The sequence below is a fragment of the Pedobacter sp. UC225_61 genome, assembly GCF_044452285.1.
GTDB lineage: Bacteria > Bacteroidota > Bacteroidia > Sphingobacteriales > Sphingobacteriaceae > Pedobacter.
In genome coordinates this window covers 2,267,772-2,294,058 of record NZ_JBIOAL010000001.1, presented here as the reverse complement: position 1 = coordinate 2,294,058, position 26,287 = coordinate 2,267,772, and the positions used below count along the sequence as shown (strand labels likewise).

General features: G+C 34.9%; 21 protein-coding genes and 1 pseudogene. 3 read left to right on the top strand and 19 right to left on the bottom strand.

Annotated features, from left to right (window positions below; translation table 11 throughout):
- Window positions 1–8: 8 nt before the first annotated feature.
- From ACHMWN_RS10670 to ACHMWN_RS10595, 16 genes and pseudogenes are all read right to left on the bottom strand, one after another.
- A complete protein-coding gene (locus tag ACHMWN_RS10670; RefSeq protein ID WP_397300687.1) occupies window positions 9–608 on the bottom strand; it encodes a CDP-alcohol phosphatidyltransferase family protein in 600 nt (199 codons plus the stop codon).
- Window positions 609–688: 80 nt separating this feature from the next.
- A pseudogene (locus ACHMWN_RS10665) lies at window positions 689–1,961 on the bottom strand (glucose-1-phosphate adenylyltransferase).
- Window positions 1,962–1,973: 12 nt separating this feature from the next.
- Window positions 1,974–3,380 (bottom strand): glycogen synthase, encoded by a 1,407-nt coding sequence (locus tag ACHMWN_RS10660; RefSeq protein WP_397300684.1) that lies wholly within the window; start codon window positions 3,378–3,380, stop codon window positions 1,974–1,976.
- A gap of 194 nt (window positions 3,381–3,574) precedes the next feature.
- Complete coding sequence (gene cobA / locus ACHMWN_RS10655; protein ID WP_397300681.1) at window positions 3,575–4,369, bottom strand: uroporphyrinogen-III C-methyltransferase; 795 nt, start codon at window positions 4,367–4,369, stop codon at window positions 3,575–3,577.
- A 134-nt stretch (window positions 4,370–4,503) separates the two neighbouring features.
- On the bottom strand, window positions 4,504–5,754 hold the full coding sequence (locus ACHMWN_RS10650; RefSeq protein WP_397300679.1) for a sulfate adenylyltransferase subunit 1: 1,251 nt from the start codon (window positions 5,752–5,754) through the stop codon (window positions 4,504–4,506).
- A gap of 91 nt (window positions 5,755–5,845) precedes the next feature.
- Window positions 5,846–6,751, bottom strand: a complete 906-nt coding sequence (gene cysD, locus ACHMWN_RS10645) for a sulfate adenylyltransferase subunit CysD (RefSeq protein WP_397300676.1) — start codon at window positions 6,749–6,751, stop codon at window positions 5,846–5,848.
- Window positions 6,752–6,780: 29 nt separating this feature from the next.
- Entirely contained in the window at window positions 6,781–7,485 is a 705-nt protein-coding gene (locus ACHMWN_RS10640; RefSeq protein ID WP_397300674.1) for a phosphoadenylyl-sulfate reductase, read from the bottom strand.
- 1 nt (window position 7,486) lies between these two features.
- The gene (locus tag ACHMWN_RS10635; protein WP_397300672.1) at window positions 7,487–8,998 is read right to left on the bottom strand and encodes a TSUP family transporter; all 1,512 of its coding nucleotides are present in this window, start codon (window positions 8,996–8,998) and stop codon (window positions 7,487–7,489) included.
- On the bottom strand, window positions 8,982–9,758 hold the full coding sequence (cobA, locus tag ACHMWN_RS10630; RefSeq protein ID WP_397300670.1) for a uroporphyrinogen-III C-methyltransferase: 777 nt from the start codon (window positions 9,756–9,758) through the stop codon (window positions 8,982–8,984). The genes ACHMWN_RS10635 and cobA (ACHMWN_RS10630) overlap by 17 nt, the downstream gene beginning before the upstream one ends.
- Window positions 9,755–11,848 (bottom strand): HEPN domain-containing protein, encoded by a 2,094-nt coding sequence (locus ACHMWN_RS10625; protein WP_397300667.1) that lies wholly within the window; start codon window positions 11,846–11,848, stop codon window positions 9,755–9,757. Before ACHMWN_RS10625 ends, cobA (ACHMWN_RS10630) begins: the two co-directional genes overlap by 4 nt.
- Before the next feature lie 147 nt (window positions 11,849–11,995).
- A complete protein-coding gene (locus ACHMWN_RS10620) occupies window positions 11,996–12,424 on the bottom strand; it encodes an RrF2 family transcriptional regulator (protein ID WP_397300664.1) in 429 nt (142 codons plus the stop codon).
- A 90-nt stretch (window positions 12,425–12,514) separates the two neighbouring features.
- Window positions 12,515–13,741, bottom strand: coding sequence for a sterol desaturase family protein (locus tag ACHMWN_RS10615; protein ID WP_397300661.1), 1,227 nt, complete (start codon window positions 13,739–13,741; stop codon window positions 12,515–12,517).
- A gap of 344 nt (window positions 13,742–14,085) precedes the next feature.
- The gene (locus ACHMWN_RS10610; RefSeq protein ID WP_397300659.1) at window positions 14,086–15,354 is read right to left on the bottom strand and encodes an NAD(P)/FAD-dependent oxidoreductase; all 1,269 of its coding nucleotides are present in this window, start codon (window positions 15,352–15,354) and stop codon (window positions 14,086–14,088) included.
- A gap of 102 nt (window positions 15,355–15,456) precedes the next feature.
- Window positions 15,457–16,455, bottom strand: a complete 999-nt coding sequence (locus ACHMWN_RS10605) for a 4-hydroxyproline epimerase (RefSeq protein ID WP_397300657.1) — start codon at window positions 16,453–16,455, stop codon at window positions 15,457–15,459.
- Window positions 16,456–16,484: 29 nt separating this feature from the next.
- Window positions 16,485–17,969, bottom strand: a complete 1,485-nt coding sequence (locus tag ACHMWN_RS10600) for an aldehyde dehydrogenase (NADP(+)) (protein ID WP_397300654.1) — start codon at window positions 17,967–17,969, stop codon at window positions 16,485–16,487.
- Between the two features lie 4 nt (window positions 17,970–17,973).
- Window positions 17,974–18,891: a dihydrodipicolinate synthase family protein gene (locus ACHMWN_RS10595; RefSeq protein WP_397300652.1), complete on the bottom strand. Its 918-nt coding sequence runs from the start codon at window positions 18,889–18,891 to the stop codon at window positions 17,974–17,976.
- 226 nt (window positions 18,892–19,117) lie between these two features.
- Between ACHMWN_RS10595 and ACHMWN_RS10590 the strand changes: the two genes are divergently transcribed.
- The 3 genes from ACHMWN_RS10590 to ACHMWN_RS10580 all read left to right on the top strand — a co-directional run bounded on the left by ACHMWN_RS10590 (window position 19,118) and on the right by ACHMWN_RS10580 (window position 22,322).
- Window positions 19,118–19,999 carry an AraC family transcriptional regulator gene (locus ACHMWN_RS10590; RefSeq protein ID WP_397300649.1) on the top strand — a complete coding sequence of 294 codons (882 nt, stop codon included), beginning with the start codon at window positions 19,118–19,120 and terminating at the stop codon, window positions 19,997–19,999.
- A gap of 54 nt (window positions 20,000–20,053) precedes the next feature.
- The gene (locus ACHMWN_RS10585; protein ID WP_397300647.1) at window positions 20,054–21,829 is read left to right on the top strand and encodes an aminopeptidase P family protein; all 1,776 of its coding nucleotides are present in this window, start codon (window positions 20,054–20,056) and stop codon (window positions 21,827–21,829) included.
- 175 nt (window positions 21,830–22,004) lie between these two features.
- On the top strand, window positions 22,005–22,322 hold the full coding sequence (locus tag ACHMWN_RS10580) for an HPF/RaiA family ribosome-associated protein (RefSeq protein WP_397300645.1): 318 nt from the start codon (window positions 22,005–22,007) through the stop codon (window positions 22,320–22,322).
- 157 nt (window positions 22,323–22,479) lie between these two features.
- Here ACHMWN_RS10580 and ACHMWN_RS10575 read toward each other — a convergent pair whose 3' ends face one another.
- From ACHMWN_RS10575 to ACHMWN_RS10565, 3 genes are read right to left on the bottom strand one after another with little or no spacing between them, the layout of a single operon-like run.
- Window positions 22,480–22,905 carry a hypothetical protein gene (locus tag ACHMWN_RS10575; protein WP_397300642.1) on the bottom strand — a complete coding sequence of 142 codons (426 nt, stop codon included), beginning with the start codon at window positions 22,903–22,905 and terminating at the stop codon, window positions 22,480–22,482.
- A 7-nt stretch (window positions 22,906–22,912) separates the two neighbouring features.
- Window positions 22,913–25,321: an AIPR family protein gene (locus tag ACHMWN_RS10570; protein ID WP_397300639.1), complete on the bottom strand. Its 2,409-nt coding sequence runs from the start codon at window positions 25,319–25,321 to the stop codon at window positions 22,913–22,915.
- Window positions 25,322–26,287: a PD-(D/E)XK motif protein gene (locus tag ACHMWN_RS10565; RefSeq protein ID WP_397300637.1), complete on the bottom strand. Its 966-nt coding sequence runs from the start codon at window positions 26,285–26,287 to the stop codon at window positions 25,322–25,324. It abuts the gene before it with no gap.

Sequence of the window (26,287 nt, the reverse complement as noted above, 5' to 3'; positions counted from 1 at the left end):
CATTGCGATTAGCTATTCAAATATTTGCTTTTCTTAAATTCAATTCCTTTTCTTATTAAGATAGCATGGTAAAAACTCGGAATATCATGCGTCCATTTTGGTAAAAACAAGATGATTAAAATCACATCCAATTGTGAAATTAATCCCAAAATAATGCAGATTTTCATCATCCATCCGCCATAGGCAAAACCTAATAAACATGTAAAAGTCGCAAGCAAAGTAAGTCCCCAAATTTTAGAAACAAAGGCATGAGTACAAGTTTCTTTTCCAAATTTGATTAAACTCACACCATAGCAAAGTGCTTCAATTAGTACGACTGCAAGCACACCAATTAAATTTTCTTTAATTAATTCTGGATAAATCAAATAACAACTTACAGCTATACTTAGCCAAAAAATTAAGTCTGTCTGACTATCTAACCTTCGCATTTTTTCGGTATCAATTTTCATTTTCCTAGCTATAATTCCATCAAAAATATCAGAAATTAGGCCCAAAAACATTAACACCAAAACTATATAAGCAGCGCTCTCTGTCATAAAATAAGAAAGGAATAATATGATCGGTGCCAATAAAAATCTAAACAGAATTAGCAAATAAGGGATGCTCATATAAGGATGATTGATTTCTCAAGATAACAAAAAAGCCTTTACTTTAAGTAAAGGCTTAATATTTATTCATAAATGAATGATTAAATCACAGTTCCATTTGGTATAGTTGCACCTTTTTTAACCACAACAATACCGTCTTTCACTACGTATAATCCATAATCGCCTTCAGTTAAATGAGTACCTCCATTAATGCGTACATCATTTCCTATGCGACAATTTTTATCTACAATTGCATTATTAATATAACAACGGTCACCAATACCTAATAATGGTTGACCAGTCTCTGTTGCTTCTTGTATTTCTGCTAACGTTTGATAATGATCACTGCCCATCACGTAAGTATTTGCAATAGTGGTTCCCCTTCCAATTCTAGACCGAATACCCAAAACTGCTCTTTCTACTCTACTAGCTTGTATGATACACCCTTCAGAAACAATCGTTTTTTCTAAAGTTGTGCCTGATACTTTTGATGGTGGTAACATCCTTGCTCGTGTAAATATAGTATGTGCATTATCAAACATATTAAACTGAGGAAGCTCATCTGTTAAGCCTAGGTTAGCCTCAAAAAACGAAGAAATATTACCAATATCTGTCCAATATCCTTCATATTGATAACTTAAAACATGATTACTTAATAATGATCTCGGAATGATTTCTTTGCCAAAATCTTTCTCTTCGGGGTTTTCATTCAACAATTTAATCAGCAAATCACGATTAAAAATGTAAATACCCATTGAGGCTAGGTAATTTCTTCCTGCACCTTTCATTTCATCACTTGTTTCAGAAGTCCAATCTGGTAGTAAATCTGCTTTAGGCTTCTCGATAAAAGAAGTGATAAAACTTTCTTCATCTGTTTTTAAAATCCCAAATTCAGTAGCATCTGAAGCGTTTACAGGAATGGTAGCGATGGAAATCTCTGCTTTTTTATCAATATGTGCTTTCAACATTGATCTAAAATCCATCTGATACAATTGATCACCAGATAATATCAGAATATAATCAAATTCATGATTTCACAATGTGATGCATACATTGTCTCACTGCATCTGCTGTACCTTGAAACCAAGTTGGATTTTCTGGCGTTTGTTCTGCTGCTAAAATATCTACAAACGCCTTAGAAAAATGGCTAAAGTGATAGGTATTTTTAATGTGTTTATTTAGGGAAGCTGAGTTAAATTGAGTAAGCACAAACATACGGTGAATACCAGAGTTTATGCAATTTGAAATTGGAATATCCACCAAACGATACTTACCTCCTATTGGCACAGCTGGTTTTGAGCGGGTTTGTGTTAGTGGAGATAATCTTGATCCTTGGCCACCACCAAGAATTACACCCAATACTTTGTCGGTCATATCTAATTAGTTTTACATTTGGTATACATCAATGTACTGTTGAGCAGCTCTATCCCAAGAGTGGTCCAAAGTCATGATAAACTTACGAATTTCTTTCACTTTTTTCTGATCTAAAAACAAATCAAAAGCCCTTCCAATGGCATGCCCTACGTCCCAAATACTAGTTTGATCATGGCAAATTCCAAATCCTCCATCACCAATATCAATCACCGTATCTTTTAATCCGCCAATGCGTCTTACAATTGGAATTGTGCCGTAACGCAGTGCATACATTTGGTTTAAGCCACAAGGTTCTACTCTCGATGGCATTAATAGGAAATCTGCTCCTGCATAAATTTGATGCGATAGTGATTCATTGTATCCTATATATGCGTTATATTTTCCAGGGAACTGATGGGTTAAAGCATTCAATCTATCTTCCACGTCTGTTTCTCCTGAACCTAATACCAAAATGTTGATTTCACCATCGCTTTGCTGTAATGCATTATAAAAAATTTCTGGCAATAGATCTGCGCCTTTTTCACCAACTAATCGCCCAATAAATGTATAAAGCGGTTTTGTTGGATCTAAATTAAAAACACTACATAGTGCCTCTTTGTTTGCTTTTTTTCCATTATCTACTGTGCGAACAGCAAATCCTTTAGTTAGCATGGGATCTTTTTGAGGATTCCAAACTTCATTATCGATGCCGTTTAAAATTCCTACCGATTTTCCGCGTTCTTGCGCAAATAGACTTTCCAATCCGTTGGCTTTATGACTAATTTCTTCTAAATAACTTGGGGAAACTGTGGTAACTTTCCATGCACACTTTATGGCAGATGCTAATGGATTGATTGCATTATCCCAATCCAATTTATTGGCATTACGTAAATCAAAAGATGGTAGATAGTGTAATTTATCCCAACCAAACTGACCTTGGTATTGAGCATTATGAATGGTTAAAATAGTAGGGATATGATTTAAATGGCGATAATTATGGCAATTCCCCACCATAAAAGGAATTAAACCTGTATGATGATCATGACAATGAATTACGTTTGGTTTATGCTCCCATTGTGCAATCCAATCTAATGCAGCAATTTGAAAAGCTAAGAAACGTTCTGTATCATCTTCATACCCATACACCTTATCTCGATCTAATAAATCGGCGATATGGACTAAAAATAAATCGAAACCAAGTTTATTTGTTTTCTCTCTAAATATTCTAGCTTGATAATTAGCAGAACCCAATCTTACCCAACCATCATATACCACTTCAAATTCATTTTGATGCAAGAATTTAGTATTATAGGCGGGCATCACCACCTTAGCAACATGATTTAACTTATTTTGATATTTAGGTAGCGCTCCAACAACATCACCTAATCCGCCGACTTTAGCAACCGGATAACATTCTGCACTGAAGTGTATAATTTCCATAAGTAGAGTTTTGAGAAAACTTAGTCAAAATAGGCAATAGATTGAGTATTGCAAACATTTCTAAAAAATAATTTTCGAAAATTTAATATGAAAAAAGGAAATTTCTCAAAAATATACAAAAAGGAAAAGCCCCGATAAATTACCAGAGCCTTCACAACAAAACAAAAAAATAAGTATTAAATCATAATAACCTACTATTCTTCTTGTGCAAGAATAGCGTAAAATTCTTTTATTGCATTAAATTGAGGATGCAGAGATACTACATTACCAAATACCAATAGTGCAGGGGAACTAATATTTTTTTCGGCAATAAGTTCTTCTATCGTTTCTACCACACCAATCACAACATTCTCCTTAACAGAAGAACCGTTTTCTATTACAGCAACTGGCAAATTATCTTTTCCTTCAGTTTTAAATATTGAAGTAATTTCTTTTATTTTTTCAATACCCATTAATACAACAATAGTCGCGTTCGATTTTGCAGCAACATACAAATCTGGTGATATTTCTCCAGCAGAATTTGTACCTGTAACTACCCAAAAACTTTCGCTAAGCGTACCATATACCATTGGGATTTTTTGCAAACCCGGCACACCCAATGCGCTTGAAACGCCAGGAACAATTTCGGTTGGTATGCTATATGATTCTGCAACATCAATTTCTTCATAACCACGAGCAAAAACAAATGGGTCACCGCTTTTAAGTCGAACCACATGTCCGTAGTTTAAAGCATAATCTATCATTAATTTGTTCACTAATTCTTGTGAGAATGATTCATCACCAGATCGTTTACCTACATAAACTTTAATGGCATTTTCTGGGGCATAATTTAACAGAGCTTCATTTACTAAAGCATCGTACAAAACGACATTTGCAGTTTTTAAAGCTTTTACGCCTTTCAAGGTTAACAAATCTGGATCTCCAGGACCAGCGCCAACCAACGTTATTTTTGGCTCAACTGTGGTTTTTTGAATCTCTTTTACTATCATTGCTCAACAAATTAATACATCAATAATACAAATTTATATAAAATCTATAGAACTAGTAGTATTTATTTTAAAATAACTTCAATTCATTATAAATGAAGTATTTACATTTTTAAAATTAGTAGTTACTTAAATGATTACTCAACAGCAGCCCTAAACATTAAAGCACCAACTGTTAAATTTGTGCGGCTATCCACCAAAATTGCTGAACCATTTGTGCGATTTTCATTGTAAAGATCAAAAGATAAAGCTTCAGCAGTTTTAAGAATTACACGGCCAATATCATTTAATTTAAACTCTTCTGCACTATGTTTTTCTAGTGTGTTGATATCCACTTTGTGCAAAATTTCACTGATTTTACATTTAGTAGTTTTGCTATTATGCTGAATTAAATACACTAAGGAAGTATCTAATGCTCGGCTATCCATCCAACATAAATCTGCCTCAATAAGCTTAGTATCGTGTGGCAAAGCAGATGAATTTACGATACTGTCTCCCCTACTAATGTCAACATTATCTTTTAAATGAATAGTAATCGATTGACCAGCAATAGCCTCCTTTAATTCATTGTCAAAAAATTCAATTTTACTAATGGATGAGCTGGCTCCAGATGGCAGCACTGTTATTTTATCGTTCACTTTAAACGTACCACTTAACACACGACCAGCATAACCTCTATAATCGTGTAATTCGTCTGTTTGAGGTCTAATTACCCATTGAACTGGAAAACGAGCTTGGGTTAAAGCTTCTTGATGATCGGTATCTACTTCTTCTAAAAAATGTAACAAACTTTCGCCTTCATACCAATGCATATTAGCTGAAGGTTGCACAATATTATCACCTTTTAATGCACTTACAGGAATATAAGTTACATTCTCTAAATTTAGTTGTTGTGCTAGTATTTTATATTTATTGATAATCGCATTAAAAATGGTTTCACTATAATCAACCATATCCATTTTATTAATACACACTACAATGTGTTTAATTCCCAGTAGGGAAACCAAATAAGAATGACGAATAGTTTGCTCTACAACTCCGTTTCTAGCATCAATTAAAATGATAGCTAAATTTGCTGTAGAAGCACCCGTAACCATGTTTCTAGTATATTGAATGTGGCCCGGAGTATCGGCTATAATAAATTTTCTCTTCTCGGTCTGAAAGTACTTATAGGCCACATCAATAGTAATTCCTTGTTCGCGTTCCGCTCTTAGTCCATCGGTTAAAATGGCTAAATCTATTGTTCCATCATCGTTTTTTCGATTAGAGTTTTGTAACGCTTCTAATTGATCTGCTAAGATGGAATCTGTATCGTATAACAAGCGTCCGATAAGGGTACTTTTACCATCATCTACACTGCCTGCTGTAAAAAATTTTAATATATTCATGATTGTTGGTTGTTTAGATAATTAGTTGTTTGGTTGTTTGGAAGGAAATGGATTCTAACCAATTAACAAACAAAACAGCTAACCAACTAGATTAAAAATATCCTCCCTTTTTTCTGTCTTCCATTGCGGCTTCAGAAACTTTATCATCCATACGAGCACCGCGTTCTGATATTTTAGAATCACTGATCTCTTGAATAATATCGTCGATTAAATCTGCATCCGATTCTACTGCAGCCGTACAAGACATGTCTCCAACTGTACGGAAACGCACTTTTTTATTCACTACAATATCTTCTTCATCCATATTTAAAAATGGAGAAGCTGCCATTAACTGACCGTTTCTGGTAATACAATCGCGTTGGTGCGCAAAATAAATGCTTGGCAATTCAATGTTTTCTCTGCGGATATAATTCCAAACATCTAGTTCTGTCCAGTTACTTATCGGGAAAACACGGACATTTTCACCTTTATGAATTTTACCGTTGTAAATGTTCCACAATTCTGGACGTTGACGTTTTGGATCCCATTGACCAAACTCATCTCTCACTGAAAAAATACGCTCTTTTGCTCTGGCTTTTTCTTCGTCTCTCCGAGCGCCACCTATACAAGCATCAAACTTGTTTTCTAAAATCGTATCTAAAAGTGTAACGGTTTGTAGTGCATTACGGCTAGCATTTTTACCAGTTTGTTCTATTACTTTTCCTTCATCTATTGATTTTTGTACTGAACCAACAATTAATTTTTCGCCAATTCTAGCAATCATTTTATCACGATACTCAATTGTTTCTTCGAAATTATGTCCAGTATCAATATGTACCAATGGAAAAGGAAATTTACCAGGTCTAAATGCTTTTTCAGCTAAACGTACAAGTGTAATAGAATCCTTGCCGCCTGAAAAAAGCAATGCAGGTTTCTCAAATTGCCCCGCTACTTCACGTAAAATGTGTATAGCCTCGGCCTCCAATTCATCCAAATAATCCAAATTATATTTACTCATTTCTCTTTGTTCTAAAATTCACTTCGGGTTTAAGATGCTTGATGCAACCCACACTCTTTTTTTGATTGATCTTCCCACCACCATCTGCCTGCTCTAAAATCTTCTCCTGGTTGTACAGCTCGTGTACATGGTGCGCAACCAATACTCGGAAAACCTTTATCATGAAGCGTATTGTAAACAATGTTGTTTTCTTTAATGTATTGTTTTACTTCTTCTAAAGTCCACTCAAAAATTGGATGAAATTTTAAGAGCTGATTACCCTCATCCCACTCCACATCTTTCATGTCTTCTCTATTTGGGCTTTGTTCCGCTCTAATTCCTGTAATCCAAATTTCATTACCACGAAGTGCTCGCTTTAAGGGCTCTATTTTACGGATATAGCAACATTCTTTTCTGTTTTCAACCGATTCGTAAAAACTATTTGGTCCTTTTGCGTTGACCATATTTTGCACTACATCTGTTTGCGGATAATAAGCGTGAATAGGTTGCTGATAAACTTCTAACGTTCTATTCCACACGTAATAAGTTTCTGGAAATAAACGCCCTGTTTCTAACGTAAATACTTTAATCGGAATGTTATTCGCAAAAATAAGATGCGTTATCACTTGATCTTCCCATCCAAAACTAGTACTAAACACTATTTTTCCTTCAAATTTGCGAGCCAAATACCACAACTTATCTATAGTAGTTAAACCTGCTAACTCTTCTTTTATATTTTTCTCTAAATGCTCCATCTTAAATCAATTTTAAAATGAAAAGAATTACACTTCTTGCACTTACCAACATTACAATAATACCTACGGCTACCATAATGGTTTTTGCAGAAATTTTATTAGATACTTTTGCCGCAATTGGCGATGCTAAAGCACTTCCTATAATTAAACCTAGAACTGCTTCCCAATACCTACCACCTAACATGGTGAAAAAAGTTAATGAACTTAGTGTGGCAATAAAAAAACGACTAATTTTTACGGTTCCTAATGAAAACAAAGGGTGTCGACCACCCGCAATTAATGATGAAAGTACAATTGAACCCCAACCACCACCAAATGCTGCATCAATAAATCCTCCGAAAAAACCTAAAACACCAATCTTTTTTATTTTATTTTCTGCTCTTTTCCTTCTGATATTGAAGGCTTTCATTAAAATAATTCCACCTAAAACAAGCGTATAAATAGCCACAATAGGTTTGGTGTACTGACTATAATGCTCTAAGGACGATAATAAGTAAGCGCCAAGAACTGCACCAACTATCGCTGGAATAATTAATAATTTGAATAATTTCCAGTTTACATTTCCCATTCTAAAGTGCATCCAGCCAGCTATACCATTACTTAAAACCTCAGAAATATGAATAGCCATGCTTGCCGATGCTGGCGGCAAACCCATTGCTAATGAGAAAGATGCAGAGGTTACACCATACGACATTCCGATGGCGCCATCTATCATTGCAAAAACAAAGCCGGCGCCTAAAAACCAGTAGAATAATGGATCAATGTGAATCAAGAACGATTGAAATTCAGGTTCTGTATTCCACAAGGTGAAACCAACGGTAGTTAATAAAAACACAAGGGACAGCCATATTAACCAATTAATGTTGGTAGCTAAAAAGCTTTTCTTCGGATTAATTAAGCTTTCCGTAACCTTATTCAGCTTTTTTACTTTTACAGCAAAATCTCCATTTAAGGTTTGACGTAAAGCACTCATGTTTTGCAAGGTTGTATCTAACTCTGCTGGCAAACTCTCATTTAAAATCTGTTTTAAACGTTTAGCTATGGTTGGCGATTTCCCATTGGTAGAAATTGCAATTTTCAAATCTCCTTTTTGTACAATAGAACCTAGATAAAAATCACATAATTCTGGTTTGTCAGCAACATTAATTAGCAAACCTCTATTTTGTGCAGCAAATCTTATTTCTTCATTTAAGTCATTATCATTAGTTGCAGCAAATACGATATCTATGTTATTCAAATCATCTGCGTCAAAGCTTTTTTCTTTTAATTTGATGTTTGGATGATCTGCTAAAAACAAGCGAAACTCTGGAGAAACTGCGGCGGCAACCACTGTAACTCTAGCATATTGACTGTTGTTTAAGATCGCATTTAACTTTTCTAAACCAATAGTACCTGCACCAATTAATAATGTACGTAACTGATTCAGTTTTATAAAAACTGGAAACAGCTGATTTCCTTCTTCCTTTCGAGAAAAAGCTACACCATCAGTTTGTATATTAGGCAATGGCAGCATACTTTTTAATTAGCGATTTAAACGATGGATGAAGTGACACTACTTTTCCAAAAATTAACAAGGCTGGCGCTTCAATTCTTTCTCTCTTAACGATGTCGTAAATGGAATCAACTGTACCAACTACCAGCTTTTCATCTTCAGATGAGCCATTTTGAACTACCGCAGCTGGTAAATTATGTTTACCTGAAGCTTTAAAAATCTCTACAATTTGAGGTAGTTTCTTTAACCCCATCAATATAAGTACAGTTGCTTTTGAGTTAGCTGCTTGATAAATGTCTTCTGAAATTTCACCCGATGACGTCATGCCTGTAATAACCCAAAAACTTTCGCTTAATCCACGATGAGTAACTGGAATTTGTTGCAACCCAGGAACTCCAATAGAGCTTGAAATACCAGGAATAACGCTTACTGGAATGCTATAAGAAGCAGCATAATCTAGTTCTTCGTAACCTCTACCAAAAACAAATGGATCACCACCTTTTAATCTTACTACATGGCCATAGTTTAAAGCATAATCTATCATTAATTTATTAATCGAATTTTGCGAATACGAATGCTCTCCAGAACGTTTACCAACGTATACTTTAATCGCATTTTTAGGTGCATAAGTTAGTAAAGCTTCGTTTGTTAAGGCATCATACAATACCACATCGGCAGTTTGCAAGGCTTTTACTCCCTTTAAGGTTAACAATTCTGGATCTCCAGGACCGGCTCCTAAAAGTGTTATTTTTGGTTCTTTATTAATTTTTCGCTCTATCATGATAATAATGCTCCTGCCCTAACGGCTTTAACTTGTTCTAAAAATTGATTTGCAGCTGCAAGATATTCTTGTGCAAATGCAGCGGATGGTTCGTTCTTGTTAATCTGTAAAACCAAATCAGAAAAACTGGTCTCAAAACTAAATTCTCCAGTGGCTACATAGTGATTTTCAAATTCACGAATTACACCAATTTGTGTGCTACTATTAATGCCTTTATCGAGTAATAAAGCTTTAGCTCCACTCACAAATACACTATAGGCATGGTAAATTGCATCAGCAAATGCCTGTTCATTTAAAGCCTGTTTTGCCCAACTAAATTTCTCTTCTGCTTCTAATAATAAGGTCGCTACCAAATCAATTACCACACCCGCACATTCTCCCACACCAATTGCAGTTTGAAAAACTTCTTCATGTCCCCAATCCACAAACTCTTCATTTTTTAATGCCGTTAAATCTGCCAAAGGCTTCAATAATTGGTAAAAATGATCTTTTCCTTTTCTATCATAATACTGATGAAAGTTTTCATCCGCTAAATTATTAGCCTTAAAATCGTTCAGAATAAAATGTAAAACTTGGGTTGCTCTTTTTGATGGAACCTTAATTACACGTTCGGCTACTCTACCTACTCCATCGCCAACTGTACCACCGCCCAACATTACTTGTACTGCCGGCACTACTTTGCCTTCTGCTTTTACCGAGCTGCCGTGAAAACCAATTTCAGCCAAACCATGCTGACCACAAGAATTCATACAGCCACTAATTTTTATTTTGATGTTTTTCTCGTAAATAAACTCGGGGAAATCTTCATAAATCACTTCCTCTAAAACTTCCGCTAAAGTCATGCTGTTTGATATACCTAAATTACAGGTATCGGTACCTGGACAAGTCGTAATATCTGCTAAACTATCAAAACCTGCATTTGCAAAACCGATGTTGAATAATGCATTGTATAACGATGGCAACGCCTTTTCATTCACAAATTTTAACAATAAACCCTGATTTTGAGTAACTCTTATTTCATCTGCTACGTACGGTTTAATCGCATCTATAAAAATTCTAGCTTTATCAGTTTTAATATCGCCCACTTTCACTTTTACATATACGCCGAAATATCCACGCTGTTTTTGTTCGAATACATTTGTAGCCAACCAATGTTGGTAATGCTTTTCGTTTACTATTTCTACTGGTGGATAATCTTGATTTACTGGTAAAACAGGTTGAGGAACTGTGGTTAAATCTATTTTATAGGTTTTTACTTTATTGGCTAATTGTTCTTCTTCAACCAAACGTAAAACCTCTTCAAGTCCTAATTTTTGAACTAAATATTTTAAGCGAGCTTTATTTCTATTGGTACGTTCGCCATAACGGTCAAAAACACGTAATACCGATTCAGAAAATGGAATTAACTGATCTTCTGGCAAAAACTCGTTTATTGCAGCTGCTAAAAAAGGTTGTGCACCTAATCCACCTGCAAATAAAACTTTAAAACCTCGTTCGCCCTTTTCATTTAGTTTAGGAATAAAACCTAAATCGTGGATATAGCTAAATGCGGTATCTTTATCACTAGAAGAAAATGAGATTTTAATTTTTCTTCCCATCTCTTGGCATATTGGATTACGCAAGAAATAAGCAAATACGGCATGTGCGTAAGGTGAAACATCAAAAGGCTCCTCTGGATCAATGCCCGAAGTTGGCGATGAAGTTACATTTCGGACGGTATTCCCACAGGCTTCTCTAATGGTCACATCGTCTTGCTCTAATTTAGCCCAAAGTTCTGGCGTTCTATCTAAACTCACATAGTGAATTTGTATATCCTGACGAGTTGTTAAGTGCAAATTTCCACTTCCATACTCATCAGCAATATCCGCAATGCGAAGAAATTGTTTAAAAGTTACTTTACCAAAAGGCAATTTAATGCGAACCATTTGTACACCTGGCTGTCTTTGTCCGTAAATACCACGAGCCAAGCGCAAACTCCTAAAACGTTCGTCATGAATTTTACCAGAACGAAAATCATTGATCTTCTTTTCAAGATCGATAATATCTTTTTCTACAATAGGATTTTCTAATTCTGTTCTAAAGCTCTGCATAAAATTATTGTTTTACCAAATATCATTTGTTTTATTTCGTCAATTCATGAGCAAAACAAAACAATGATTTGGCAAATATATATAAAGTACATAGAAATAGTAGACTTTATTTCTAAATATTTTTAAAAAGAATAAATAGTATTTAATTTAGGCTGGGAGTTTTTCTCTTTCGATAATATCAGCAATGCTGGTTTCACTTAAAACCTTTAAGCTCGCATCCCTAACATCAATAAATGCTTTACGAATTCCGCAAGTTAATTCATCGTGGCATTCTTCACATTTGTGGTAAAATTTCAAGCTGGCACATGGGACCATTGCAATTGGACCATCTGTAATACGCAAAATATCTACTAAGTAAATGTCCTCTGGGTTTTTATTTAGACTATACCCGCCCCCAGCTCCTTTTTTACTGTATAAATATCCTGCATTGCGAAGATCTAGCAATATTTGCTCTAAAAACTTTTTGGGAATATGCTCTTCCTCTGCGATACGAGCGATTTGCATTGGTGGTTGTGATAGGTTTTTTCCTAAAACTACCAGCGCTTTTATAGCGTACTTTGTTTTCTTGGATAGCATATAAAAACAAAGCTAATATTTAAATGTGAGTTTTGAAAAAAATTCGTCGGAAGTGGCGTCAACATGTTTCTTGGAGCATTTCAACCTAAGTCAATTAGTTACCTTTTCGTACTTAAGTACACAATTTCGATACACATTACTTAATAAAAATGCTCTTTCTAAAAGGATTAAAATCAATGTTGGAATAAAGATTAGCCCTAATAAATCGAACTTTAAAAACACATAACCAAATGCAAGTATTAATCGGAAGCACTCCAAATAATAAATCCACTTGCGCTGTTCTAATAATGCGCCACAATTAATTAAGGTTAGCAAAACAAACAATAAGATAAAAAGCTTATCAGACAAACCTAAATAAGTAAAAAAAGCAGTTGTAAACGTTAAAAATGCTACACAAACTATAAGTTGACCATTAAGGTACTTTTTAAATTTAAATCGATACTGATCCTTGGATTTATGTTGTAAAAATCGCTTTTCTAAAAGAGGTCTAATATCTTGGTTAAGCATAGATGGATGGCCAAACACTACTTTCCATTTATTTCTCCAGCTATTTTCTCTTTTAGCAGCTTCTATTATTTCGAAATAATAATGGAAATGCTGCCATAAAAAATTATAGCTTTTAATAGGATGTGTTAAACCATATTTTGGAGCCTCTTCTTCCTTTTGAAAAGTTCCGAATAGTTTATCCCAAAAAACAAAAACATCACCATAATTCTTGTCTAAATATTTTTCATCGCTAGCGTGATGAATACCGTGTAAAGAAGGTGTGATTAAAATATGTTCTAGCCAACCCATTTTACCAATTAATTGCGTGTGGGTAAAAAAAGAATATGCACCGTGTACAGTTAAAATAGTAATTACCATCACAGGGTGAAAGCCAACAAAGGGCAATGCACACCAAAAAACACTTCGTATTAACGCCTGAAAAGTGGTAATTCTTGCAGAGACACTTACATTGAATTCTTCACTTTGATGGTGCACAATATGCGCTGCCCATAAAAAATTAATTTGATGACCTAATCGGTGATACCAATACCAAACTAAATCTGTAGCTAAAATTAGTAACACCCAAACCCACCATGTATTCGGAATGTTAAACACCGCATAATTTTTATAGATGTAATTAAATAAATCATAGAAACTAGCGGCGATAAACAGATTTAATAATCGCTCTGCAATACCAATACTCACATTAGAAACCGAACTTTCATACTTAAATAAATGCTCTTTTTTTAAATGAACCGCTAAAGCATATTCTAAATACAAGAAGATAAAAAAGGCAGGAATGGCAAATGCTAAGTAGTTAATATGTTCCATCTTATAATTGATTAACGTGAACTAAACTTTTTTGAATCTGATCTTTTTGTACTCGCATTAGCTGAAAATTTGACGGGCTTAATTACAACACTTTCCAAACATAGCAATATTTTAATAAAGACTACTAAAATTATAGACTTTATTTTAGCTAGCCTCCACGCCACCCTAAAGAAGTAATTGACTGTGATATATAAAAACAATACGTCATCTCGACCGTAGCGGAGAGATCTTTGAAAATGCCTTCTCTATCGATTCTTTTCTCATCAACCTAAACGCTAACTTAAGTAAATCGGCGAGACACCAACCTCTAGGATGGGATGCCTACTCTTGAAAAGAAATATAACTTAATTAAAACGGTTTGGCGAATAAATACTTATGTCCGTTGATAACTTAGCATCCGTTACTAATTCTGAAACCAATTTACCAGTAATAGGTGCTAAACTTACCCCCATCATACCATGCCCACCAGCTACAATTAGATTTTTTAACTTTTTGCTATAACCTATATACGGTAAACCATCTGGCGAACAAGGTCTAAATCCATACCATATTTTATCGATTTGAGGAACAGGAACCTGATAATCTGGATAATATTGAGGTATAGAATTGACAATGCCTTGTACCCTATTCATATTCACTTTGTAATTAATTGGCGCAATTTCCATCGTTCCACCAAAACGTACCTGACCATTCATTGGGGTAACTGCTACTCTCGCTTCTAACAATAAGGCTGGATGATGAATTGGGTTAGTCGGATTTACCATAAAAGAATATCCTTTACCCGGCATAATTGGAATATTCATATGCGCTTGTTGCGCTAACTCTGGCAACCACGAACCGCCTGTCATAACGACTGTATCTGCAGTAAAATCACCTGTTGTGGTATGAATAGTTTTGATTTCTCCGTTCACTGTTTCTAAGCCATTCACCTTACAATCAGTAATGATTTCAGCGCCGTTAGCTTTTACATAGGCTATCAATTGTTTTACCAAATTGTTGGGATATAAATGTGCATCACAACGATAATGTATTGATCCTAATATGTCCAATTGAGTATCAGGTTCTAATGCTTGTGTTTCTTTGGCATTCAATATGGCAACATCTAATCCTAACTGCTGAGCTTTTTTAGCCAAATGTATTTCTTCATCACCTGTAGCTTGGTTTTTATATAGCATTAAAATGCCTTTTTTCTCTAAACCGAAATTCAGTTCAGGTTCTTTAGCTAATTCATCGTACAATTCTTTACTCAATAGATGTAAATCTCTTAACGGTTCTGCAACGCGATCTACGTGTTGTTGATTCGAGTATTTCCAGAATTTTAACCCCCAAGAAATCAGTTTCGGATTTAAAGATGGTTTCACATAAAAAGGACTTTTACTATCAAACATCCATTTTATGCCTTTACTAATCATCCCAGGCGCAGCTAAGGGTACAAAGTGACTTGGTACAATCATACCAGCATTGCCAGAAGAGCAGTTATTGAGTAAATCACCTTGTTCTAAGAGCGTCACTTTAAATCCTTGCTTCGTAAGATAATACGCAGCACACAAGCCTATAATTCCTGCGCCGATGATGGTAATATTGCCTTTATTTGTTGGTGATAATTCGTTCATTTGTTCATTGGTTCAATTGTTCATTAAACTATGTCTCAAGTTTACAATGGTGTTATTAAGAGAATTTGCTACTCCCCCCTTTGTGGAGGGTTGGGGTGAGGCTTAAATTACTTGAAAACCATGTGCATACGGATCATCATCGTCTATAAATATGGTGTTATACCCCGTCACTTTCGCCCAGCCTTCTATACCAGGCACAATTGCTGGTTGACCATTAATCGTCGTTTCTTCTTCAATTGTACCGATAAATTGAGAACCAATAATGCTTTCATGCACAAAGCGATCACCTTTTTTTAATTTCCCTTTGGCAAACCATTGTGCCATACGGGCTGATGTTCCTGTACCACAAGGCGAACGATCAATTGCTTTATCACCATAAAAAACAGCATTTCTTGCTGTTGCCTCAGGTGAGATTGTAGCGCCAGCCCACAAAAAGTGACTTAACCCATTAATATTTGGATCTTCTGGATGTACAAAAGTGTACTGCTCGTTCATCAACTTACGACATGTTCTACTCCAGCTAATCAATTGATCTGCCGTATAATTTTCTAATCCTTTAAAGTTTTTTTGTGGATCAACGATGGCATAAAAATTCCCACCATAGGCCACATCAACTATTAACTCGCCTAAATCAGGGCAGTTTACAGTTAATCCCTCAGCAGCTAAAAAAGACTTTATATTGATCAGTTTTACCGACTTAACTTTTCCATCAACTTGTACGTATTCTACTAAAACTAATCCTGCTGGAGTTTCTAAACGCAACTTTCCAGGTACTTTAGGAATAACTAATCCTTCCTCAATTGCAATCGTTACGGTGCCAATTGTACCATGACCACACATCGGCAAACAACCACTGGTTTCGATGTACAATACGCCAATATCATTAGCCAAATCTATGGGTGGATATAAGATACTGCCACTCATCATATCATGGCCACGAGGTTCAAACATTAAGCCTTTTCGAATCCAATCGTATTCCTTAAGGAAATGTAAGCGACGCTCCATCATGCTATTGCCTACCAATAACGGACCGCCACCTGCTACTACTCTTACCGGATTTCCACAAGTGTGAGCATCTATACAACTAAATGTTTTCTTCATACCCCAAACTCCTAAAGGAGCTTTAATTATTAGTTAATTTGATTCTTTGTTAATTCGTTATTTACAGTTCTCCAAATATGCAATGGATTTGCGTTTTTCAATTCATCAGGCAAAAACTCATCATCCCAGTTTTGATACGCCAATGGACGAGCAAAACGTTTAATTCCATCAGCACCTACAGACGTAAAACGACTATCCGTACTTGCAGGAAAAGGTCCACCATGATGCATTGGTAAACTTACATCCACGCCAGTTGGCACATTGTTCAAAATAAAACGGCCGCAAATATCTTGTATGTAATTTAACAATTCTTGATGCGCTCTAATGTCGTTTGATGTAGCCATTAAGGTCGCGGTTAATTGCCCCTCTAAGGCTTTAGCAACTGCCAGTAATTCTTTCTCATCTGCACATTGAATAATCAAAGAATATGGACCAAAAACCTCTTGGTGTAAAATTGGATTTTCTAAAAAGGTCTTCCCATTTGTCGTTGCTAGCGTAATTAAACCTTTACCATCGTGTATCTCCTCATCAGTTTGAGAAATCAATTGCACCCCTTTTTGCGCCAATGCCTTTGTTAATTTCTCCGCATAATTTGCAGCAATGCCTTGATGCAACATTTTTGCAGGACTTACACTTTTTAACTCTCTCTTTAGGTGTTGAATGAATCGCTCTAAACTTTCGCTGTTGATTGTAATGAGTAAGCCAGGATTGGTACAAAATTGTCCCATTCCTAAGGTAATAGAGCCTGCTATCTGCTTAGCCAAACTTTCAGATTCTGCCTCTATTTTTTCAGGTAAAATAAATATTGGATTAACACTCCCCATTTCTGCAAAAACAGGAATAGGGTTTTTACGTTGATTTGCCCAATCAAATAATGCTTTTCCACCACCAAAAGAACCTGTAAAACCGATGGCTTTTACCGCATCGTGTTTAGCTAAATATTCTCCAACTTCAAATCCTGCACCATATACATGACTAAAAATGCCATCAGGCATATTGCACTTTTTAGCTGCAGTTGAAATAGCATTTGCCATTAATGTAGATGTTTTAGCATGCGCTGGATGAGCTTTAACAATAACTGGGCAACCCGCAGCAAATGCACAAGCTGTATCTCCGCCAGCAGTTGAATACGCAAAAGGAAAATTACTAGCACCAAATACAACCACAGGACCTAATGGAACCAACATTTTACGCAAGTCTGGTTTAGGTGGAGTTTTTTCTGGTACAGCTGTATCAATACTTGCCTCTAACCAATTACCTTGTTCTGCCGCAGCGGCATAACTTGTCAATTGAAATAGTGTTCTTGCTCTTTCGCCTAACAATCTTGCTTCAGGCAAATTGGTTTCCGACATAGCAGTTTGAATCAATTCATCACCTAAGGCTTCGATCTCTTGAGCTATGGTGCGCATAAAATTTGCACGTTGCGCCAACGAATAGGTTTTATACTGATGGAAAGCACTTACAGCTCCTGCCAACACGTTATCTAACTCTGCCTGTGTGGTGTCTTTATACATGGTATTATAAATTTAAGTAATCAGGTAATTGCGGACGATTTGCTAAAGCATCGTTTATAATTTTCATTACGCGTTCTCGCTCTGCTCCTTTTACCATAAGTCTCGGTGCTCTTACATATTCAGAACCAATACCTACAGCCGTTGCAGCGAGTTTTATATACTGTACTAATTTAGGATGAATATCTAATTCTAACAACGGCATAAACCATCTATAAATTGCTACTGCTTCATCGTATCGCTTCGCTTTTACCAATCTATAAATAGCTACTGTTTCAGCTGGAAAAGCATCCACTAAACCAGCCACTAACCCATCCGCTCCTAACACCAAACACTCTAATGAAATGGTATCAACACCACCTAAAATCTTAAATCTGTTGCCAAATTTATTGATCATATTGGTTACGTTTGCCAAATCTCGCGTGCTTTCTTTTACGGCTTGAATGTTTTCATACGGCATCAACTCTTCAAACATTGCTAAAGACACTTTAATGCCATAATCTACCGGATTATTATAAATCAAAATAGGAATTTGAATAGCGGAAGCAATTGCTTTAAAATACGTTACCACCTCGTTATCGTCTGCTTTATACTTTAATGGTGGCAATAACATAATTCCATCTGCACCCAAATCTTGTGCTTCTTGCGCCATCGCAACAGCTACGCTTGTGATTTGTTCAGCTACATTAATAATTACAGGTACTTTACCATTTACGGCTTTAACTGTATACGTTAAAAATTCAGCTTTCTCTTCTTTTGTTAAGGTACTAGCCTCTCCTAAAGAGCCACAAATAATCACTCCATCAACACCGGCTGCTAATTGAGCATCTAAGTTTTTTTGGAATAAGGGATAATCAATGGTATCGTTTTCTGTAAAAGGTGTTAAAAGCGCTGGATAAACGCCTTGCCAAGCAACATGTTTCATAGTCAATTAATTTTAATCAAATGTAATGTGAGAAGATATACCGTATTTAACCAGATTTAATGAATAATAGACGGATATTAACTTTAACTGCTTTTTTTCATTTTAATGCACTAATATTAACAAGCCATTGCTAAACAAGGCAAATAATTTGCTTAATTTATCCTATTTTAACCTAAAAATTTATTCTAATTGATTAAATAAGGTAATATTAGCTTAAATTCATAAAATGAAAGTTTTACAGTTTACCATTCCTGTTGCGCCAGACCGTACAATTATTGTGCAGGAAGATCATATGGAGCACTTTTACCCTTACTTACACCGACATAAAGAGGCGCAATTAATTTGGATAAAAGAGGGCGAAGGCACCCTAGTGGTAGACAATAACATGCATGCGTTTAGAAAGAATGATATTTATTTGTTAGGTGCCAATCAACCTCATTTATTTAAAAGTAATCCTGAATATTTTGAAGAAGGAAGCGACTTAAAAATCCAAGCCTTAATGATATTCTTTGATCCCAATGGGAAACTAGCGCCTATTTTGGCATTACCCGAAATGCAATTGCTCCATTCCTTTTTACAGCAAAAGCAAAACGGTTATAAAATCCCAACAGCACATACAGAAAGTATTATTCAACGCATGTTGAGTGTGCAGTACGCTAAAAACCAAGAGGTGATTATTAAGTTTTTAGATCTACTTCAAACCTTGTATCAAATTGGAAATCAAGGCGAAACCTTATCTACTGCAAAAATGGCTAGCTTTTCTGAAAGCGAGGGTATTCGTATTGGAAACATATTTAACTATTTGATGCAACATTACGAGCGACAAATTAGTTTAGATGAAGTAGCTGCAGAAGCACACATGACGCCGCAAGCATTTTGCAGGTATTTTAAAAAACATACCCGACAAACGTTCGTCTCTTTCTTAAATGAATTACGCATTAACGAAGCCTGCAAGAAATTAACCAGTGGTAAGTTTGAAAACATTGCAACTGTAGTTTATACCTGTGGTTTTAATAGTGTAACCAATTTTAACAGAGTATTTAAATCGGTAAAAGGCGAAGCGCCTAAAACATACCTCAACCAATATTTTAAAAACTTAAAGGTTTGACGAATAAATGTTCAAACAATTTTTCATTTCTTAATTTCTTTCTCACATTTGCACATGACTTATCCTGAAAAACTGAATGCCATTCGCCAACAAATGAAAACTGATGGCGTAGCTGCTTACATCATTCCTTCTGCAGACCCTCACATTAGTGAATATTTACCTGATCATTACAAGTGCATTGCCTTTACAACAGGCTTTAAAGGCTCGGTAAGTACAGTGGTGATTACACAAGATTTTGCAGGTTTATGGGCAGATTTCAGGTATTTCGAACAAGCAGAAGAGCAATTAAAAGATAGTGGTTTCGAGTTAGTCAAACTTAAAATTCAGGGCAATCCAGAATATATCCAGTGGCTTGGGCAAACCTTACCTAAAGGAGCCACCGTTGGTTTCGATGAAAAATTAGTGTCTATCCTATTAGGAGAACTTTTACACAAAGAATTAGCCTACAAACACATCAATTTTCAACATAAAGATTACCTCAGTCCAATTTGGGAAAACAGACCAGCACTCCCTACTAACCCTGCATTTTTAGTAGCAGATGAATTTATTGGTCAGTCGGTTAGCGCTAAACTTACAGCAGTTAGACAAGCCTTAAAACAGCACAATGCGACTTACCATTTAATCTCCTCATTAGATGACTTAGCTTGGTTATTTAATATTCGCGGAGCAGATGTAAGTTACAATCCAGTGGTGTTAAGTTTTGCATTGATTGCTGAAAATCAAGCTACCTTATACATTCAACACGATAAACTAAGCGCCGCTGATACAGCAAGTTTAGCTCAAAGTGGTGTAGAGATTTTAGCTTACGATAACATTGCAAACGACTTACGCTTTTTACCCGCCGAAAGCTCCATATTAGTCGACCCAAAGCGTAATTGTTTTGGCTTATATAAACTGATCCCTGCTTCTGTTCAACGTATTCTAGATACCAATCCTTCTACGCTGTTAAAAGCAGTAAAAAACAACATAGAAGTTGCCAATACCCGTCAAGCAATGATTAAAGACGGTGTTGCGATTACCCAATTTTTAAAATGGATACAGGATAATATTGGTAAAATAGAAATAACAGAACTATCATCAGCTGCTGAATTGAAAGCATTTAGAGCCAATCAAGATGGTTTTATCGGCGAGAGCTTCAATACTATTGCAGGTTACAAAGCACATGGCGCTTTACCTCACTACGCCGCTTCAACAGAAAGTGATGTAGCCATTCAAGCCGATGGTTTATTTTTAGTGGATTCTGGTGGTCAGTATAGGTATGGCACTACCGATATTACACGTGTGATCCCAATGGGAAACAATACCGAAGAAGAGAAAATTGATTATACCCTAGTGCTAAAAGCGATGATTGAAGGGTGTAAAACTCGTTTTCCAAAAGGAACGTGTGGGTATCAAATTGATGCCATTACACGTAGACCAATGTGGGACTATGCCTTGAACTACGGGCATGGAACTGGTCATGGTGTGGGCTATTTCTTAAACGTACACGAAGGACCGCAAGTGTTTAATGCGACGGCAACTCCTATCCCTGTAGAGTTAGGTATGATTACTTCTATAGAACCTGGCATTTACCGTTCTGGCAAATATGGGATCCGTATTGAAAATCTGGTGTTAACCATTGCCGACCAAACCAATGAATTTAATGAGTTTTATGCTTTCGAAACCTTAACGCTAGCCCCAATTGATACGACCTTAGTTAAAAAAGAACTCTTAGAAAAAGCGCACATCGATTGGCTAAATACCTACCATGCCAATGTCTATGCGAAATTAAGTCCATTTTTAAATGAGGAAGAAAAAGTGTTTTTAGGAAAGATGACGAGTGAGATTTAGATCATCAGTTCATTAGCCATTAGTATTTTATAGTTTCAGTGTAAATTTATTTTCACTAAGATATTTTATATCCTAGAAATGAAACCTTTAGCTTTAGGCTTTCAAATTTCTGCGCTCAAACGCCAAACATCCCTAAGCTTTAAACGTTCTATTAGAAATATAAAATAGAACCATTATGATTATTCAACTCAACGCCGACAAAAACTTAACGATCCACAACGAATACGAATCTCAAATTACGGAGAAACTAACCAAAGACTTAGAAAGATATAGCGAACACATCAGTCGTGTAGAGGTCCACTTAAGCGACGAAAATGGAAGTAAGGGTGGCATTAATGATAAAAAATGCTTGCTAGAAGCGAGATTTGATGGCAAACCACCTATTGTAGCTAGCGATTTAGGTGATACGTATGACCTTGCTTTAAAAGGTGCAACTGAAAAATTAAAACATGCGCTAACTACTGTAATCAGTAAATTGCAAGCGAAAGTTTAATTATTTGCTTGATTCTAGTTAGAATCACAAACATATCTATTCAAAGACCGAGTTATTCGGTCTTTTTTTTTGATGGGCATCCTGCGCATATTTGGTAATTGAAGTCCATTTTTTAAATGAAGAGAAAAGTGTTTTTAGGAAAGATGGCTATTGAGGTTTAGATAATTAATTTATTTAAATTATTCTTGAACAATTTAAAATGCTCTAGGAATTTTTTCACATCTATTTCTTTTGTTAGAATAAAACCCAAATATTCATCATCAGATATTTTGACAATTATAATAAAAGTTTCAATCTCAAATCTTCTATCCAATCTAGTTATTCGATATTCATTCTTTGAACCATAATAATAAAACTTACATATACTCCTAATACCGTCATACCAGAGAATCGAAGCATCTCTTGTTTTCTTATCATCTTTACTGCCCTTTTCATCAAATAAAAGTTTATACGAATTCTTACTAATGCAAAGACCACCTTGATGAGATTGCGTATGAGTGGACTCATTTTTTGTAATGAATTTACAGACACTGTATTGATATTCTTCGACAGATCTAATGGCTGTCAAAACTTGGTTCATCATAACTAACTCATTTAATGAATTGGATGTTTCCGACACTTTGAATTTGTTTCATGGTTGGACATACACCTTTAATAAACCCTTTACTTATTTCATCAAATACTGCGTAAAATTTGGCTCCCTTAATTTTGGCGATTTCACGATGTTTTTGGAATTCCGATGCAATATCTAATGAGCCATCAATGCATTTGTTGTAAATACTTACTATATGGTCTAAAGAATCTATCCAAGTTTCATCAGTTTCTACATTAATAGAATCAAATAATTCTGGTTTCTCGGCCCTTATCTTTTGTGTTAGCACTTTTTCAAATTCACAATAAGAAAAATCTAAATCTTGTTTGTTGTTGATAGAATAGATTATATGATCGAGTTTGTTTCTTTGCGATTGAGTCAATTCATCTGAAAGCAATAACCCTAATTTTTTATAATAACCTGCAGTTCTAGTAAATATCATTGCATTATCATAAACATTACTAAAATCAATTTCTTTTACTTTAGAATTTTTTAATGCTCTCTTTTTAAGTTCATCTTTAGATATAGTATACTTCGAAATGGCCTTTAAATAATTAGCTGTGTTTGTGAAATTATCTATTTCTTTGGATGATAATATCCTTTCCCATAGTTCCTTTCTTTTTGAATATTCTCCATAATCTTCACTTTCAGAATATTGTTTAATAAGGATATTCATTAAAGACATTAGCTCTGTTAACATTTGTATAAGGTTGTCGTCAATACGCTCATCTTGCCAAATTTTTCTTAGATCAAATGAATCTTTTGATTTGGAACCTGTTGTGCTAGCAAATAATACAGCTATTGAATATGGAACTACAGCTGATCTTAATTGCCCCATGGAATTTTTACCTGCACCATAAATTGCTTCTAACTCTTTAAAAATGATTATTTTGGCTACAACTTCTTCATAGAAATCACGATTTATAACGGGAGCGTTAATTCCTTTTTCTGTATCTGAAATTGCATCAATAAAATCTTTGAAGATTTTATCACCTCCTTTTTTAACTAAATATGGCAGTAAGCCCCAAGACATGTAATATTTAGCCAGTTCTTCTTTAGTAAACCGGCGTCTTTTTGGATATTCGTTATCAATTTTTGTTTTCGCTCTCGGATTTTTACGTAGTAAAGTATTGAATTCCCCTTTAAATCTTTCAAAAAACCACTTTCTGCCTGATGGTGTCATTGTGCTTTCTGAAACAGATTTTAGTTTAATCAACTGACTATTTCTAGATCTCAAATCTGCACTACTTACTTTCGATTGAGCATTTGAAAACTTGCTAATGTTTGAAATTAAGTCATCTAATTTATCTTCATCATCATATTTGGCTATATTAATTTTAGCCATTACCTTAATTTTACTTATATCGAGTCCTTCCTTTTTTGAGAAATAAATTGTTGCTGTTGTTTGTCCTCCATTAACAATCTGAAAGTCTTTTAGAGATAAAATAGTTGAGCCTTTCTCATGTTTGAGTATATCACCGCCCACAGCAGTGATGGTAATGCCGTTATTGTACGCAATAAAATATTCTGGTGTTTTTTTAATGGTATCCTTAATTCCTTGGTTAACACCCTTAAATTGAAGGAATGACCTGACATTTTTCTCAAGCATCCTAGTGCTGTACCGCTTATATAAATCTTCTAATATTGTAGCTGGTAATACGCATAGGTAAGATTCGAAATGTTCTTCATTAGCAGCCTGAATTGCCTCGATACCAGTATCAAACAATTTCATGAAATCTACCTCAAGCAACTCTCGATTGCCTTGTGATATCAGAACATTAAAGAGAAAATTTAAATCAATTAACCTTTTATAGACAACAATATTTTTCTTAACAAGGCCCTGGTCTAAATTGTTGATTGTAACTGAGATATTTTCATCTTCAAACTCAATCATTTTAGGCTGAGGTTCATTTCCTCTCTTTTCTACTGTTGCAGTTAACGATATTTGAAAAATTTCAATGACATCAATCTGAGATAGGCCAAGATGAGATGAAGATATAAAATTGATTAAGCCTTTGACCGGACTCGCATCTTGCACCTCATCATCTAAATTCTTTTTAATTGATTTATTTATGAACTTAGTAGCTTTGAAAAAGATATTGTCATAATATGATTTTACGGATATGAACAAATCACTTTCCGTATTACTGAGACTAATTGAGTCTTCATTTACAATAAATAACTGCAATCTTTCTTGAGATTCATTCGTCTTAAAGCCATTAATTTTTATATTATCGCTTTTGTGATTAAAATAACATTCATTATAGTCATCTGAATCGATCAACTTTGCATCAGTCAAAGAAGGTAATATAAGTTCTAGAATATTGGATTCTGTAACAAAACCATCCTCATCTTTTGCCTCATTTAATAAGTCAGCACGATATTTTAAATACTCTTGAATTTCCATTTAAAGTGTTATTTCAGTTTTAATAAATGATTGTAGATCGTTCAAATTCACTTTATATGAAACTGAATTTATGGATGTTGGTATAAATGATCTTATTATTTTGGGGAAATCTTCAGCCATACAGTTGTAAGAAATAATATTAACAGGTTTGAATTTTAAATGATCAAAATCCTCCATTTTTTTTATAGTTAGCCCCTTTTGAGAAATTGCTTTTAGTAAAAGTGTATAATCTGCTAAGTGCACAATCACGTATTCTCTTATTGATATGAAAAGATCTTTCAAAGAAATTCCAATCAATGGTTCCATTAAAACATTAACTACCAATAGTTCTAACTCTTTTCCAATTTCTGGTTCTAATTGATACTCACTGGATATCTTAATCGTTGATGCATTCAAATCTTTTGTTTTCACCTCTAGGGTTTGATTTTCATTAATAAAGTCATGACCAGTATCATATAATCCTTTCCATGAGTTTAAAATATCATTTATATCATTTGATAATGAAGACTCTAATAAGTTTTTTAAAACTATCAGCTCTCCAAAAACCCCTTTTACTTGCTGATCGGATAATAAATTACCTGAGTTTTCTTGGAAAAACTCACTCCATTTGTAATAAGTCTTTAGTAATTCTGATACATACCTGTCGGGTTCGGAAAGCTCAAATATCTTATTGTATATTGACAGAATCAGATCATTAAATAGGTCTTTAAAACTATCATCTAGTAGGGAGAGAACTATCCATTTCGTTTCATTATACAAATAGAGCGACAGATTTTGCCTAATTGAGGACTGAAAATCAGGAAGATAATTTGTTGGTAGTTTAAGTATTAAACACCTATTCTCATCTTTGTCAAATCCAATAAATAGATCAGGCATACAAACAGAATCAATCCGTAAAGATTTATATGTGGTTGATGAAGAAAGCTCAAAAGCTGACCATTTGTTTACTAGTGCTTCTAAATTCAT

Bases quoted from the DNA above. Each gene is read 5' to 3' on its own strand.
- ACHMWN_RS10635 (WP_397300672.1), bottom strand. From the start codon at position 8,998: ATGCTGCCATTGCCTAATATACAAACTGATGGTGTAGCTTTTTCTCGA.
- ACHMWN_RS10625 (WP_397300667.1), bottom strand. From the start codon at position 11,848: ATGCAGAGCTTTAGAACAGAATTAGAAAATCCTATTGTAGAAAAAGAT.
- ACHMWN_RS10670 (WP_397300687.1), bottom strand. From the start codon at position 608: ATGAGCATCCCTTATTTGCTAATTCTGTTTAGATTTTTATTGGCACCG.
- ACHMWN_RS10575 (WP_397300642.1), bottom strand. From the start codon at position 22,905: ATGATGAACCAAGTTTTGACAGCCATTAGATCTGTCGAAGAATATCAA.
- ACHMWN_RS10650 (WP_397300679.1), bottom strand. From the start codon at position 5,754: ATGAATATATTAAAATTTTTTACAGCAGGCAGTGTAGATGATGGTAAA.
- cysD (WP_397300676.1), bottom strand. From the start codon at position 6,751: ATGAGTAAATATAATTTGGATTATTTGGATGAATTGGAGGCCGAGGCT.
- ACHMWN_RS10605 (WP_397300657.1), bottom strand. From the start codon at position 16,455: ATGAAGAAAACATTTAGTTGTATAGATGCTCACACTTGTGGAAATCCG.
- ACHMWN_RS10595 (WP_397300652.1), bottom strand. From the start codon at position 18,891: ATGAAACATGTTGCTTGGCAAGGCGTTTATCCAGCGCTTTTAACACCT.
- ACHMWN_RS10590 (WP_397300649.1), top strand. From the start codon at position 19,118: ATGAAAGTTTTACAGTTTACCATTCCTGTTGCGCCAGACCGTACAATT.
- cobA (WP_397300681.1), bottom strand. From the start codon at position 4,369: ATGATAGTAAAAGAGATTCAAAAAACCACAGTTGAGCCAAAAATAACG.
- ACHMWN_RS10615 (WP_397300661.1), bottom strand. From the start codon at position 13,741: ATGGAACATATTAACTACTTAGCATTTGCCATTCCTGCCTTTTTTATC.
- ACHMWN_RS10580 (WP_397300645.1), top strand. From the start codon at position 22,005: ATGATTATTCAACTCAACGCCGACAAAAACTTAACGATCCACAACGAA.
- ACHMWN_RS10610 (WP_397300659.1), bottom strand. From the start codon at position 15,354: ATGAACGAATTATCACCAACAAATAAAGGCAATATTACCATCATCGGC.
- ACHMWN_RS10585 (WP_397300647.1), top strand. From the start codon at position 20,054: ATGACTTATCCTGAAAAACTGAATGCCATTCGCCAACAAATGAAAACT.
- ACHMWN_RS10565 (WP_397300637.1), bottom strand. From the start codon at position 26,287: ATGAATTTAGAAGCACTAGTAAACAAATGGTCAGCTTTTGAGCTTTCT.
- ACHMWN_RS10660 (WP_397300684.1), bottom strand. From the start codon at position 3,380: ATGGAAATTATACACTTCAGTGCAGAATGTTATCCGGTTGCTAAAGTC.
- ACHMWN_RS10620 (WP_397300664.1), bottom strand. From the start codon at position 12,424: ATGCTATCCAAGAAAACAAAGTACGCTATAAAAGCGCTGGTAGTTTTA.
- cobA (WP_397300670.1), bottom strand. From the start codon at position 9,758: ATGATAGAGCGAAAAATTAATAAAGAACCAAAAATAACACTTTTAGGA.
- ACHMWN_RS10600 (WP_397300654.1), bottom strand. From the start codon at position 17,969: ATGTATAAAGACACCACACAGGCAGAGTTAGATAACGTGTTGGCAGGA.
- ACHMWN_RS10570 (WP_397300639.1), bottom strand. From the start codon at position 25,321: ATGGAAATTCAAGAGTATTTAAAATATCGTGCTGACTTATTAAATGAG.
- ACHMWN_RS10640 (WP_397300674.1), bottom strand. From the start codon at position 7,485: ATGGAGCATTTAGAGAAAAATATAAAAGAAGAGTTAGCAGGTTTAACT.